This window comes from Arthrobacter sp. TRD_SC_6 (assembly GCF_055361185.1).
The window spans coordinates 1,217,329-1,231,155 of record NZ_CM143953.1; the positions used below are offsets into that span (position 1 = coordinate 1,217,329).

Sequence of the window (13,827 nt, forward strand, 5' to 3'; positions counted from 1 at the left end):
GTCATTTGCTCCTTAGGTAGTCGACGCCTTGTTGCGTCCACTGGTTCTCCAGGCGGATGGTCTCTTCTTCGGAGCCCTGCCAGGGGAGCCAGTGTTCAATAATCCGGTTGATGTTTTTCTCTTCTGGGCGGATCTTCCGGACCATGTAGTCGTAGTCCAGAAGGCCATCGCCGAGGGGTGCGCCAGCGTAGGTAAAGCCCACCCACCCCTCCTTGCGGCTGAACGCAAAGTCTTTGATGTGCATGTTCACGACATAGGGCGCGACGGCGTCCACCACGTCGTTCGGCAGCTCAAGGGCAGCGACAGTATTACCCGGGTCGCTGCAGATGCCGAGGTAGGGGCTGTCCAGGGCCTGAACCACTTCGAGAATCCGGGAGGTGGGCACCTGCTCATACGTCTCAAGCGCGATCTTCACTCCCGCAGCCTCGAACTCCGGCAGCACCTCCGTGAAAATACGGACAGCTTCAGCGGCCGACGGCGTGTGGCCCGGAACATTGAACATGGTCCTCAGCACCGATGCATCGAACATGCCTGCAATGTGCAGGAACTTTCGCAGGTGATCCGCCTGAATGCCCTTGGTGCCGAGTTCGAGGGTGATATCGAGGGAGTTGGCGGTGGCCCGCACTGCGCGGAGTTCGTCGTCGTTCATGGTCTCAAGGGGTGCGTAATCACAGACCTGGAACACATCGATTCCCAGCGCGGCGGTCCGCTCGAGCGCCTGGTGCAGGCTGAGGGGCGCGGCAACCTTGTCCGAGAGCTGCCAGAAGAAGGAGTAGGTACTCAGGCCAATCCGGCTGGTCATACGGTTACCTCCCTCTCAGCGAGCCGCTGCGCGGTTTCGTCCAGGATGATGCGGAGGGCCTCCGGATCGTGGGCGAAGCGGCCAAGGAACAGGCCGGCCACGCTGCTGTCCAGCTGGCCGATGAGTCCCGGGCCCGCACTGCCCCCGTAGATCACGCGGCTTTGTGCCTGCCCCGGGCGCGCCCGGAGGTGGCTGTCGATGCCGCGGACCACTTCGCTGATGTAGTCGGGTGCTGCGGGGACGGGTGCGCCGATCGCCCAGTGCGGCTCGTAGGCGACGATGGTCCGGCCCGCCTGGCCCAGGCCCGCTGCCCGGTCCAGGATGCCGTCGATCTCGCGGATGCAGTGCTCGACGGCGCTGGCAGCCGTTCCTTCTGTCGGCTCGCCGACGCACAGGACCGGAGTCAGCCCGTTTCTGTAGGCTGCTGCGGTCTTGAGCGCAACGACGCCGTCATCCTCGCCGAAGATGCGGCGGCGTTCGGCGTGACCCACTTCGGCGTAGCGGCCACCCGTTTCGGCCACCATGGCGGCACTGACCTCGCCGGTGAACGCGCCGCTGTCCTCCCAGAAGATGTCCTGGGCGCCGGTGTCGGCCCGGGTGCCGTCGAGGATGCGGGAGCACTCGGCGAGGGCTGGGTGGGAGGGCAGCACGAACAGCTCAACGTCTCCGTTCTGTACCGCCGGATGAGCCGCCGCGATTGCGGAAACTGCACGGCAGTACGCCAGCGTTTGCTCGTACCCGAAGTACATCTTCAGGCTGATGCCGACTATGGCTCCAGCCGGCGAGTGTTGGGGCGTCGGGGCAGGGGTTTCAGCAGGACGTGACACCTTGTGCTTCCTCACCGCCTTGGGAGTCACTGGTGCTCTCGTACTCCTTGATCAGGGATACCTTTTCGGCGGATGCGGATGACTCATCGAATGTGTAGGTGAGCCATTCCCTTGCAAGGCGGCGGGCCAGTTCCAGACCGACCACACGCTGCCCGAAGGTCAGTACCTGCGCGTTGTTGCTCAGCACGGAACGCTCCACGGAGAAGCTGTCGTGAGCGGTGACGGCGCGTACTCCTGGAACCTTGTTTGCGGCGATAGCAACGCCGAGGCCCGTGCCGCAGACCAGCAGTGCGCGGTCGGCCTTGCCGGCGGCGACAAGCTCAGCGGCAGCGATGGCCACCGACGGGTATGGGGTGTGCGAATCAGCATCAACGCCGACATCCTGCACGGACTCCACCAGGTCGCTGGAATCCAGGTCCGCTTTGAGGGCTTCCTTGTATTCAAGGCCGGCGTCGTCCGACCCGACAACGATGCGCAGTTTCCCGGTCATGATTGCTCCTTAGTGGTTCCCTCGAGGAGGGTGTTGTGAATTGCTCGAATAATCAGTGCCATGGACACGGCGCCGGCGTCGGGAGTGCCGAGGCTCTTTTCTGCGTGCGGGCGGGCTCGGCCGATCTTCGGGAGGAGGTGCGCTGTGTCCTTGGACGCCTGTTCGGCGACAGTGGCTGCTTCACCCCACGCCTCGGTCAGGGTTAGTCCGCGACCCGCGGATTTCGACAGTGCTTCCTGGAAGGGCAGCAGGACGTCGACGAGAGTCTTGTCGCCCGCCTTCGCTTTGCCGAAGACCATGATCGCGGTGGTGGCGCGGGATACGCCGTCGGCCATCACGCCGGCGTCGGGTTTGTCCGAGTTCCCCAGCGCTTCACCGAGCGCCGCCAGAGCCGTGCCCCACAGCGCGCCGGACGTGCCCCCTGCCTTGTTCGCCCAAGCGTCACCGGCCTGGGACAGGGTTGTTCCGGCGCCGGAACCCTGAATGACGGCGGCTTCCGCAGCGTTGACCGCAGCCTTCACTCCGCGCTGCATCCCGATGCCGTGGTCGCCATCGCCTGCAACGGCGTCGATCCGGCCAAGTTCATCGGCATTCTCATCCACGACCGCCTTCGCTGCCCTGAGAGCGGCGAGGATCTTCTCTGCCGTGGCCTGGGATTCTTTGCTCGCCTCAGGGGTTGCAGCCGCGACCGGTCCATCGACGGAGCCGGGGATCGCATTGCCATCGGCCTGCTGTGTTTCGAGCGGAGTCGAAGCGACCACGCCGCGTCGGAATGCGGGAGCGTCGGCAGGGGCGCTCCAGAGGTGTTCGAGTTCGTCGTCGAGCCAGAACAGGGTGAGCGAGGTTCCGGCCATGTCGAAGCTCGTGACCAGTTCACCGACCTGCGGGTCAACGATCTCCAGGCCGGCATCACTCAGAAGCTGCGCCACGCGGCGATACACCACAAACAGCTCCTCATATTTCACGCTGCCCAGGCCATTGAGAATGGGAACAACCCGCGGACGGCCCGTGGTGCTGCCGGCACCAGCGCCATCAGGAACTTCACCGAGCAGCTTGCTGACGAGCAGTTCCGCAAGCTCATCGGCGGTGGGGACGTCCGTTTCACCAATACCGGGCTCGCCGTGGATGCCCATGCCCACGGCCATGCGGCCCTCGGGTACCGAGAAGAGCGGGTGATCAGCGCCGGGGAGCGTGCACCCGGTGAACGCGACGCCGAACGAGCGCGTGCGGTGGTTGGCGCGTTCGCCGACGGTCATGACGTCGTCGAGGGTGTAACCGGCTTCGGACGCTGCAGCAGCGACCTTGAAGACCGTGAGGTCGCCTGCGATTCCGCGGCGTTTCTCGAGTTCGTTGCTCGGGGCGGAAGAAATATCATCCGTTACGGCGATGCTCCGGCAGTCAATGCCCTCCTTACGGAGTCGGTCCTGGGCCTGGTTGAAGTGCAGGACGTCGCCGGCGTAGTTGCCGTAGGAGAGGAGGACGCCGCCGTCGTTATCTGCTGCCTTCGCAACGTTGTACACCTGCTGGGCTGAGGGAGAAGCGAACAGGTTACCCATGGCGGCTCCGTGGGCGAGGCCCTGGCCCACAAGCCCTGCGAAGGCGGGGTAGTGACCGGACCCGCCACCGATCACCAGGGCTACGGTGCCCGGAGCAGTCACGGTGTTCCGGACCACTCCACCGGACACCCGGCGGACCCAGCGGCCGTGGGAGGCTACGAAGCCTTCGATCATCTCGTCTGCGAAATCGGCTGGTTCATTGAATAGGCGGGTCATTCCGGTGGCCTAACTGTGCTTGATGCGGATGTCTGGGCGGACGGGGCGGCACCGAGGCGGTGCCGCCCGACCTGGGTCACGGCTGGGTGTGGTGACCCGCACCCTGGACGTCCAGGGCTTCGGCGCGAGTACCGTCGGCCACTTTCCCCGAGCGGCCCAACAGAACCATCAGGAGCGCCGAGAGGAGCATGAACCCGCCAACAACGAACATCGGGACGGTGTAGTCCCCGGTCAGGTCACGGAGCCAGCCGGTAATGTAGCCGGCGCTGAAACCGGCCAGGTTGCCGATGGTATTGATGAGCGCGATTCCCGCTGCCGCTGCCGCCCCGGTGAGGAACTGAGTGGGAACAGTCCAGAAATTCGGCAGGGCCGCGAAGATGGACATGGCCGTGATGGTGATGACGGCTATGGTGGCTGCCGGTGATCCAGCAAAGAGGGCGAGCGGGATGCTGAGGCCGCCGATCAGGGCAGGCAGGGCGATGTGCCAGGTCCTGACTCCGCGGCGGGAAGCGTCCCTCGACCAGAAGTACAGTGCAAACGCTGCCGGCAGATACGGGATGGCAGTTATAAGGCCGCGCTGGAATACGTCAAACGACGTTCCGTAGAGCTCTTCGAACCCACCGATGATGGTCGGAAGGAAGAACGCCAGCGCGTACAGGCCATAGATGAAGCCGAAGTAGATGAAACAGAGGGTCCACACTCGGCCGTTCCCGAAAACGGTCTTCACGCTGACGTGCTTGTTGGAAGCGGCGGTTTCCTTGCGTTCCTTTTCAAGCGCACCGGTGAGCCAGGTCTTCTCGTCCTGGGTCAGCCACTTCGCCTGCGCGGGTGAATCTGCGAGGTAGAACCAGGCCAGCACCCCAACGATGATCGCAGGGAGCGCCACGCCGAAGTACATGAAGCGCCATCCCTCGAGGCCGAAGAAAACCCCTTCCTGCTGGATGAGCAGGCCGGCAAGTGGCGCGCCGATCACTGTGGTCAACGGCTGGGCGAGGTAGAACAGGGCCAGGATCTTGGCGCGGTGCTTGGTGGGAACCCAGAGGCTCAGGAAGAGGATGGCTCCGGGAAAGAAGCCGGCCTCTGCAACACCGAGGATGAAACGCAGGATGTAAAGGCCTTCAACGCTGCTGACCCAGGTGAACAGCAGGGAGACGATTCCCCAGCTGACCATGATCCGGGCCAGCCAGCGGCGTGCCCCGAACTTGTGCAGGGCAAGGTTGCTGGGGACCTCCAGCAGGATGTAGCCGATGAAGAAAATACCTGAGGCAAAACCGAACTGGGCTGCTGAGAGGCCCAGATCGTCATTCATGCCGTTGGGTCCGGCGAAGGAGATTGCCGTGCGGTCAAGGTAATTGATGAAGAACATCAGGGCGACGAACGGCACGAGCCGAACAGCCACCTTCCTGATGGCTGATGTTTCAACCGTTGACGGAGTGGTGTCCACATTGACTCCTAGTGTGTGCGGTGTATCCGGTGGTCCCTGGGGGAAGGGACGGGACATGTTCTGAGGACCCGGCCCGGAGCTTTCTGGGTGCGGAAAGGGGAGCGGGGGTGTGATGTAAACGATAGTCCTGCTGGGACTAATTGGTCAACCGGTTGACTGCTTTGACTTCTTTTTGGGCACACTTTGTCACGCCACGATGCTCGAATTCCCGTCCTGACAAGGAGGGTGTGGAGGTGCAGGCCCGGTGCGTTGGCGCTACTGCGAGGCGTCGTACCCGGCGAGCAGCCGGCGGGACGCGGTACCCATGTGAGCCGTCATCACGCGGGTGGCGGCATCGGCGTCGTGCTTGTTCAGTGCTTCGAAAATCTTCCTGTGCTCGGCCAGGGCGGCTGCTGCGTGGCTCTCGTCGGTCAGCGCCCTGTCTACCCAGATCCTCAACAGCGACCGGATGCTCTGCAGCAGCTCCTGAAGCACTTGATTGCCTGAACTGACCGCTATCTCTGTGTGGAACGCGGCGTCGGCCTCCACAAACGCGGCAAGGTCAAGCAGGTTTTTTTCCATCAGGTCGAGGCTGACTTTCATGCGCTCAAGGGATTCATCAGTAATGCGCGCCGCTGCGAGTTGCGCCGCCTGCACCTCCAGGCCGCTACGGAGCTCGACCAGTTCACGGGTGCGGGGCGCGCCCAGCATCATGCCCCAACTCAGGGTCCGGGGGAGCAGTTCAGAGACGCCGTCGCGCAAGTAGGTTCCGGATCCGGGCCGCACAACAACGATCCCGAGGATTTCCAGCGCAGCCAAGGCTTCCCGAACGGCGGAGCGGCCAACTCCCAGGGACGCGGCGAGCTGGCGTTCGGCCGGCAACCTGGTGCCCACCGGGATGTCTCCGCTCGTGAAGTAGGCCAACAGGCGCTCCGCGACCTCGGCAACAACCGAGCCCTGCCCGAGCGTGCCCAGGGCTTCGCTGATGTTTGTCAGGGATGCAGGCGAGTTGGCGGTCACAGGGAAAGCCTAACCGGAAGGGCGGCAGCAGCCGCTGTGAGCGCATGCCAGCCGCTGCATCCCTCTCCGCCAAGTTTCGCGGGCCGCGTGTCTGCCGTCACATTCACCTCATCGAATCCATTGACAGTGTTACGTATTACGTTATACCTTTGCTTCAACGCGGAGCCGTCCACTGCCCGCCGGTTCGTAGAAACGTAAGAATTAACTCTCTGAGAGGCATCGCAATGAAGCGGTATATCGCACCAAGCGCCCTGGGAATTGCAGCCGTTCTGGCGCTGACCGCATGCGGCGGCGCGAGCCCTACAGGGGGTGAGCCTGCCGGCGGAGGTGGCGAAGAGAAGCTCGTCATCTGGAACTGGGGAGCCGCTGACGCAGCGGCCGAGGCCTACACCGAGGACGTGAAAGCTGCGTTCGCGCAGTCCCATCCCGACGTTGAGGTTGAGATTGTCTCTCAACCATTTGACCAGTACTACACCCTGCTAGGCAGCGCGATTGAATCCGGAACCGGCCCGGACCTCGCCCTCTTCAACGGCGGAACACAGCTGAAGTCCCGCGCCGACCTCCTTACTCCGGTAACTGCCGAGCTGCAGGACCTCCAGGGCACCCTCGCAGGCTGGCCGGCTTTCGAGGCCGACGGCGAAACCTACTCCGCGCCAACGTTCCTCCAGGGCTTCCCCATCTATTTCAACAAGGCGCTCTTCGAGCAGGCCGGGCTGGACCCCGAAACTCCGCCGGCAACCTGGGATGAGTTGTCGGATGCGTGTGACGCCGTTGCAGAGAAGACTGAAGCTTCCTGCTTTGCCATGGGTAACAAGGAAGGCCTCGGCATCGAGTTCTTCATATCCGGTTTCGGTTCCGGCATCTTCACCCCTGAGGAATACGACGCCTGGATCGAAGGCGAGCGTGACTGGGAGAGCGAGCATGCAAAGCAGGCCCTCCAGCTGTGGCAGGACACGGCTGAACAGGGCTGGTATAACGAAGGCGCCAACTCCACCGCCATGTTCAACGACTCCTTCGACCTGTTCTCGGGTGGAAGCGCCGCCATGGTGATCGGGCTTTCGTCAGGAACGGCACACTGGAAGCAGTTCGATGAATTCCTCGGTGATGATCTTGGCTTCATGATGCCGGTCACCGTCAACGAAGGCACCGAGCCGGCGCTGCCCATCGAGGGCGGTATCGGTTACAGCGTGCTGAACGCCGACAAGACCGACGTCGGTGCCGACTGGATCAAGGCAACCGTGGACAACGGAGCCCTTTCCGCCTACTCCGTGGCGGGTGGCCAGATTGTTTCTGACACCACCATCGAGCTGGACACAGACATTGCCGCTGCGCAGAGCATCGTGGAGGCGTTGCCTGAGGGTAAGCCACTGCTGCACACCGCATTGAGCGGCGAGACGCTGGACCTTCTCCACCGGCTTGGGCAGGAGCTGCTGGTGGGCGAGGTTACCGTCGATGACGCCGCGAGCCAACTGGCTGCATCGGAAGGCTGATCCGCCGTGAGCACCAAGCACGCAATAGCTGAGAGCCGGGTCCGCACGGGCCCGGCTTCCGGGAAAAGCTCCGGGAAGAGAACGGGTAACGCAGCAGTACCGCCGCGGCGCAGGAAGCGCTGGACATCGGAACGGGTGACGCCCTTCCTGTTGATCATCCCGACACTCCTGGTTCTGCTCGCGTTCCGTGTTTACCCGTTGATCATGGGGATCAACTTCTCCTTCACTGGCGATGGGCCGCTTAACGGCGCGTTCGTCGGGTTGGACAATTACCTTGAGCTGCTCAGCATGGAACGCTTCCAGGCCTCAGCGAAGAACGTGCTGGTTGTGCTGCTCTTCGTGCCGATCGAGGTCTTCGTTGCGGGGATCCTGGCAACCTTCATCTTCCTGAAGGTGCCGGGCCACCGCCTCTACCGCAGTGTCTATTTCCTCCCCGTTGTTCTTTCGCCCATCATCATCGGCGCAATGTTCAATATCGTGCTTGGGGCAAACGGTCCGCTGAACGGGATCGGCGAAGCGCTGGGGCTGCCCACCATCGACTGGCTGGGCCAGCCTGAAACCGCGCTCCCCAGCGTGCTCGCTGTGCATGTCTGGGCGACCTTCGGTATGGCGCTGGTGATTTTCCTGGCTGGTTACTCGACGCTCGACGGCCAGTTGCTGGACGCCGCCAAGATCGACGGCGCCAGCCTCCGCCAGACCATCTGGTACGTGATCATCCCCGGGCTTTCGCAGACCATCCAGTTTGTGTTCGTGACAACCACCATCGGTATGCTCACCGGCTTGTTCGGGCTGCTCTATACGATGACGGCGGGCGGGCCGGGTGCTGCAAGCTACCTGCCCGAGTTCCTCATCTGGAAGCTCAACGGCGAAGCCCGCCCCGCGCTCGCCTCAGCCGCATCGGTCTTCCTGCTGCTTCTGGTGCTGATCATCGGACTGATCCAGATCCGCGTGCTCCGCCGCGCGACAAAGGAGTCATGATGCGCGCCGAGCGTCTCTCACGGTGGGCCATCGCAGTTCCGATGGCGGTACTCGCAATCGCCACCATCTTCCCCATGCTCTACGCGGTCAACCTCGCACTGAAGGACCGCCGGGGGTACGTCCTGGACCGGCTGGGGCTCACCACCACGTTCCAGGTCCAGAACTTTGTGGATGCCTGGGTCCAGGCAAACATGGGACGGTACTTCATGAACTCGATCATCGTCACGGGGTTCTCGGTGGCACTGATCCTGATTCTCGCGTCAATGGCCGGGTATGCGCTCAGTCACCTCACGTTCCGTGGCAGCCGTTTCGCGTTCCTGGTGATCCTCGCAACCATGATGATCCCGTTCCAGGTGATCATGGTGCCGTTCGTCAAGATGGTCAGCGACCTGGGAATCATCAACAGCTACCCGGGTCTGATCGTTGCGTACGTATCCCAATTCCTGCCTTTCACCGTGTACTTCATGACGGCCTTCTACTCGGGCATCCCCAAGGAGATCACCGAGGCCGCGCGCGTGGACGGGAGCAGCCTGTGGGGAGTCTGGGGCCGAATCATGCTCCCACTGGGGAAGCCCGCGCTCCTGTCCATGGGCATCCTCAATGCCCTGTTCTGCTGGAACGACATCCTGATTGCGCTGCTGGTCATGCAGTCGCCCGAGCAGCGCACCGTGATGGTGGGTGTCAGCGCGCTCCGGGGCCAGTACCCCGACAACGTGCCCACGTACCTTTCAGGAGTGCTCCTTGTGGTGTTGCCCCTGATCGTTGTTTACCTCATCTTCCAGCGCCAGATCACGGCGGGCGTTACGGCCGGCGCCACCAAGGGCTGACGCGCCGTGCCCATTCTTACGAATCCGTTCCCCGCCCATGGAGGCCTCGGTGTCTACTGACCGCATAGAAGTTCACGCAAGCCCCCAGGGCTCCGTCTACGGCGACGGTTCACGAGGCTACCCTGTCCGGGATCTGCACTCTGCAGTCCGTCTAATCCGGCAACGCCGCGAACCGGGGCAGCGCGCCATCGTGTGGCTCACCGGTGGCACTTACACGCAGCACGAAACGCTCGAACTGGGTGCGGCGGATTCCTTCACGACGTTCGCGGCGCTCGACTCCGGAAATCCTCCGGTGTTCGAAGGCGCGGTCCGGCTGGATCACTGGCGCACCGTAGAGGTGAACGGTGTTGCGGTGCTCGCGGCGCGCTCACCCGCCGTCGGACGCTGCCTTTATGTTGGAGGTGAGCGTGCCCCCCGCCCGAGGCACCCCAGGGAGGGGATGCTTCGGATCGAATCACAGGAGGGGCTGGACCCTGCCGCGGGTTTCGTGGAGACCCTTTTCGACGGCGCGAGTTCTTTCCGCTATTCCGACGGCGACATACCATCTCTTGCCGAACCGCAGCGGGTTGAGGTGGTGGTTCCGCACTACTGGGTGCAGGAGCGGATGCCCATTGACGACGTCGATACCTCGCGCCGCGAAATCACCAGCCGCCTCCGTTCGATCTTTGCCCTGCGCGACGATGCCGCCAAACTATTTGCGCGCTACTACCTGGACAACGTGGCGGAGCGTTTTGGTGAGGCTCCGGGGGAGTGGTACCTCGATTCGACCGGGCTGCTGTCGGGGTTGGACGGCGCCCACGTGCTGTACGTCCCAAAGCCCGGAGAAACTGCCGGGTCGCTGGATGTGCGGATGCCCGTGCTCGACGTTTTCGTCCGCCTGACCGGTACCGGCGGTGAACCGGTGCGGGAGGTCAGGTTCGAAGGCATTCATTTCGCTTATGCAGACTTCGCCGAGGTGCCGGCCGCGCGTCCTCCCTGTGGCGTCCGCGAGGATCCGGTGTTGCCGAAAGATGTCCCCTTCGCATCGGACGTACAGGCTGCGAGTACTGTTCCCGCGGCCATCCAGTTCGAGTTTGCACGATCATGTGCGTTCATGGACGGCGCCGTCGAACACGTGGGCGGGTACGGCATCAGCCTGGGTCAGGGCAGCCGCGGAAACCTGGTCAGCGGATCGCGGTTCTTCGATCTCGGTGCCGGAGCAGTGCGCAGTGGGGGATCAATAGATCCGGCAAGTCCCGCCTTCAACAGGGACAACGAAATCAGTGACAATGACATTGAATCCGGCGGCCGCGTCTACCCGAGTTGCGTGGCGGTGCTGTTGCAGCACGGTTCGCACAACGCGGTGGCCCACAACCACATCCGCGACTTCTACTACACGGGCATCTCGGTCGGCTGGATGTGGGATTACGAGGACAGCCCTTCGCAGGGAAATCTGGTTGTGGGCAACCACATCCACCAACTCGGCCAGGGCCTGCTGAACGACATGGGCGGCGTCTATCTGTTAGGAATAGCCCCTGGGACAGCCGTACGGGGCAACCTTATCCACGACGTCCGGTGCGCCAACTACGGTGGGTGGGGAATCTATCTCGATGAGGGTTCCTCCCATGTGGTGATCGAGGGCAACGTTGTCCACGACGTTTCCACCCAGGCGTACCATCACCACTACGGCCGGGAAGCGATCATCCGCGGGAACGTTTTTGCGTTCGGCGGGCAGGGGCAGGTCTCCATTACCCGCCCGGAGCCGCATGTTTCGTTCACCCTCGAGCGGAACGTGCTGGTTGGCCAGGGATCCCCGGCGTACGTCGGCACTGAGGGCCCCCGTGACGTCCGCAACTACACGCTCTTCTCGGACCTCAACCTGTTCTGGGATACGGAGCCGTTAGAGGGTGCTATCCGGGCTGCCAATGCAGTGAAGAGCACCAATTCCGCTGGTGGCTTGGACTTCACCATCACCGAAGCACTCGACGGCGAATGGGAGGCTGCAGGACGGGACCGGCACTCCCTGAACGCGGATCCGCTGTTCGTGAACCTGGCGGAGAGGGACTTCCGTGTGCAGGAGAACTCACCCGCACACCAACTTGGCATTACCGTCCCAGATGTTTCCGGGGCAGGGCCAAGATCGCTCGACGAGCGTCTCCACCCCCTGGCATCACGCACCCGCGTGGACCAGTTCGCCCGGGCGCAGGGCTGATGATGGGGGTTTCAGTCGCGGATACGACGGCGTTCCCAAGCCTTCACAATGTGATCGCGCATCCGGCTTCCGGCCAGGCTGGAGTCTCCCGCAGCAATCGCGTCAAGGACCTCGGCGTGTTCGGCGATGGTGAGCTCGAAGGCCTTCTCATCCGGCGCACCGTAGAAACGCGCGTTGTCGCGAGCCCGCCGGGTCAGGGTACGGGCTATGCCCTGCACCAGGGTGTCGCCGGAAATCTGCATGACACGGGTGTGGAAGTCAACGTCGGTCTGGGCGAAATCCTCGCGGGATCCGGTCGCCGCGCACAGTGTCGCATGGACCTCGCGGAGGGCTTCGACGTCGTCGTCGGTCGCCTTGGCTGCGGCGCTTTCAGCGAGGTACTCCTCAAGCCGGCTGCGGACCACGGCGATTTCGTCGAGGACACCCAGGGTGACATCGTTTTCGATCATCACGGAGATGACCACCCGGTCGAGGATGTTCCACTCGGCGGGGTCGGTGATCTCGGTGCCGCGGCCCTGGGCCACGCGCACCATGCCTTTCTCCTCGAGCCGCTTCATGGACTCGCGTATAACGGTGCGGCTCACGGCGAAGTGCGCGCACAGTTCGGTTTCCGTGGGCAGGAGGTCGCCGGGCTTAACAGTGCCGGTCACCACAGCCGACACAAGATCATGCACGACGGCGGTACCGAGCCGGGCAGATGGCGTTCGGGGAGTGCCGAGCGAGGCCGCGCTGCCTGTGCTCGATGGAAGGGACTGAGGAGCCATTCGGCAATTATACGGGGAAGCACCAACAAGGGCATACATATGATGTTTAGCGCACCGCGGAAGTTCGTTCAGAAAGTATCGAGGACGATATGAAAATCACCGGCTACCGCACCTTGACAACCCAGCACCGCTGGGCGCGCGCCATCGGGGACATAAACGGCCACCTGGACAACGCGGTCACCGCTGTCCCCGTGGTCATCGTGGAGACGGACACTGGGATCGAGGGTGTGGGCATCGGATCCCATGCCGACATTGACCGGCTCTTCCCCGCTCTACTCGGCGAGGACCCCCGCGCAACGTCCGCCCTTTTCGACCGGATGCTGGCCCAGGTCTTCAAATCGAGCCACGCCGGTGCCACCTACGGTGGAATTGCCACGCTCGACTCCGCCCTGTGGGATATCAAGGCAAAGGACGCCGGACAGCCGCTTTGGCGCCTGCTCGGGGGCCTTGACCGGTTTGTCCCCGCTTACGCGTCCGGACTGGACATTGCACTGAGCGACGAAGAGCTTGCTACCTTCTACGGTGCCTTCGCTGACCGCGGATACGTTGCCGGCAAGCTCAAGGGTGGGCTTGACCCGGTGACGGACATCCGCAGGCTCGGGATCATCGCCGACGCGCTGTCCAAAAACACGCCGTGCCCGGGCCTGATGCTCGACGCAAACGAGTCCTGGCAGGTTAAACAGGCCGTGCGCTACGTCTCGCGTGTCGAGGAAGCAGTTGACCTGCTCTGGATCGAGGAACCGCTGCGACGCTGGGACGCCGTCGGGCACGCCCGCCTGAGCGACTCGGTCCGCGCTGCCGTAGCAACGGGTGAGAACCTCACAGGCGTGGAGCAGTTCCGACCACTGTTCGACGCCGGCGCACCCGACATTGTGCAGGCCGGGGCCTGCTGGGGTGTGACGCACGCATTGCGGCTTGCAACTGTCGCGGCCAGTCGCGATCTTCCATTCAGTCCCGTGGGCTACAACGCCAACCCTGCGGTGGCGGCCGTGATGACGGCAGTCCCCAACCACATCACCACGGAGGTCCAGGCGCTGGATTTCGCGGTCGGACTGAGCGTTGACCACGAATATTCCGATGGAGGCATAGTGCTGGGTGACCAGCCCGGGGCCGGCATAGAGATCGATGAGTCGCTGATCAACAGCTCCTCCGCAGCGGACGGCTGGGGCAATCCGGCCGGTCCGCACATGCGGCCCCGCAGGGCGGGAATGCGCCTGTTACTCGACGGCGTGGAGCGTTAGGG

The 13,827-nt window shown here is 63.4% G+C and carries 12 protein-coding genes; 5 read left to right on the forward strand and 7 right to left on the reverse strand.

The features are described 5' to 3' along the window. Position 1 precedes the first annotated feature (1 nt). From ACWA1U_RS06030 to ACWA1U_RS06055, 6 genes are all read right to left on the reverse strand, one after another. Entirely contained in the window at positions 2-802 is an 801-nt protein-coding gene (locus ACWA1U_RS06030) for a sugar phosphate isomerase/epimerase family protein (protein WP_463724437.1), read from the reverse strand. Further along, on the reverse strand, positions 799-1,629 hold the full coding sequence (locus ACWA1U_RS06035; protein WP_463724438.1) for a triose-phosphate isomerase family protein: 831 nt from the start codon (positions 1,627-1,629) through the stop codon (positions 799-801). Before ACWA1U_RS06035 ends, ACWA1U_RS06030 begins: the two co-directional genes overlap by 4 nt. Then, positions 1,613-2,119, reverse strand: a complete 507-nt coding sequence (locus ACWA1U_RS06040; protein WP_463724439.1) for a ribose-5-phosphate isomerase — start codon at positions 2,117-2,119, stop codon at positions 1,613-1,615. Before ACWA1U_RS06040 ends, ACWA1U_RS06035 begins: the two co-directional genes overlap by 17 nt. After that, positions 2,116-3,891, reverse strand: coding sequence for a dihydroxyacetone kinase family protein (locus ACWA1U_RS06045; RefSeq protein WP_463724440.1), 1,776 nt, complete (start codon positions 3,889-3,891; stop codon positions 2,116-2,118). Before ACWA1U_RS06045 ends, ACWA1U_RS06040 begins: the two co-directional genes overlap by 4 nt. Positions 3,892-3,967: 76 nt before the next feature. Then, positions 3,968-5,335: an MFS transporter gene (locus ACWA1U_RS06050; protein ID WP_463724441.1), complete on the reverse strand. Its 1,368-nt coding sequence runs from the start codon at positions 5,333-5,335 to the stop codon at positions 3,968-3,970. Between the two features lie 255 nt (positions 5,336-5,590). Then, positions 5,591-6,334, reverse strand: a complete 744-nt coding sequence (locus ACWA1U_RS06055) for a FadR/GntR family transcriptional regulator (protein ID WP_463724442.1) — start codon at positions 6,332-6,334, stop codon at positions 5,591-5,593. A gap of 224 nt (positions 6,335-6,558) precedes the next feature. Here ACWA1U_RS06055 and ACWA1U_RS06060 point away from each other — a divergent pair, with 224 nt between their 5' ends. Genes ACWA1U_RS06060 through ACWA1U_RS06075 form a run of 4 tightly spaced genes read left to right on the forward strand, consistent with a single transcriptional unit; the run spans position 6,559 to position 11,820 of the window. Further along, positions 6,559-7,824: an ABC transporter substrate-binding protein gene (locus ACWA1U_RS06060; RefSeq protein WP_463724443.1), complete on the forward strand. Its 1,266-nt coding sequence runs from the start codon at positions 6,559-6,561 to the stop codon at positions 7,822-7,824. 6 nt (positions 7,825-7,830) lie between these two features. After that, entirely contained in the window at positions 7,831-8,802 is a 972-nt protein-coding gene (locus ACWA1U_RS06065) for a carbohydrate ABC transporter permease (RefSeq protein WP_463724444.1), read from the forward strand. Continuing rightward, positions 8,799-9,629: a carbohydrate ABC transporter permease gene (locus ACWA1U_RS06070; protein WP_463724445.1), complete on the forward strand. Its 831-nt coding sequence runs from the start codon at positions 8,799-8,801 to the stop codon at positions 9,627-9,629. The genes ACWA1U_RS06065 and ACWA1U_RS06070 overlap by 4 nt, the downstream gene beginning before the upstream one ends. 49 nt (positions 9,630-9,678) lie before the next feature. Next, positions 9,679-11,820: a right-handed parallel beta-helix repeat-containing protein gene (locus ACWA1U_RS06075; RefSeq protein WP_463724446.1), complete on the forward strand. Its 2,142-nt coding sequence runs from the start codon at positions 9,679-9,681 to the stop codon at positions 11,818-11,820. Between the two features lie 11 nt (positions 11,821-11,831). On the opposite strand, the gene ACWA1U_RS06080 is transcribed toward ACWA1U_RS06075, so the two are convergent. Beyond that, on the reverse strand, positions 11,832-12,584 hold the full coding sequence (locus ACWA1U_RS06080; RefSeq protein WP_463724447.1) for a FadR/GntR family transcriptional regulator: 753 nt from the start codon (positions 12,582-12,584) through the stop codon (positions 11,832-11,834). A gap of 89 nt (positions 12,585-12,673) precedes the next feature. Between ACWA1U_RS06080 and ACWA1U_RS06085 the strand changes: the two genes are divergently transcribed. Continuing rightward, positions 12,674-13,825, forward strand: a complete 1,152-nt coding sequence (locus ACWA1U_RS06085; protein WP_463724448.1) for a mandelate racemase/muconate lactonizing enzyme family protein — start codon at positions 12,674-12,676, stop codon at positions 13,823-13,825. The last annotated feature ends 2 nt before the right edge of the window (positions 13,826-13,827 follow it).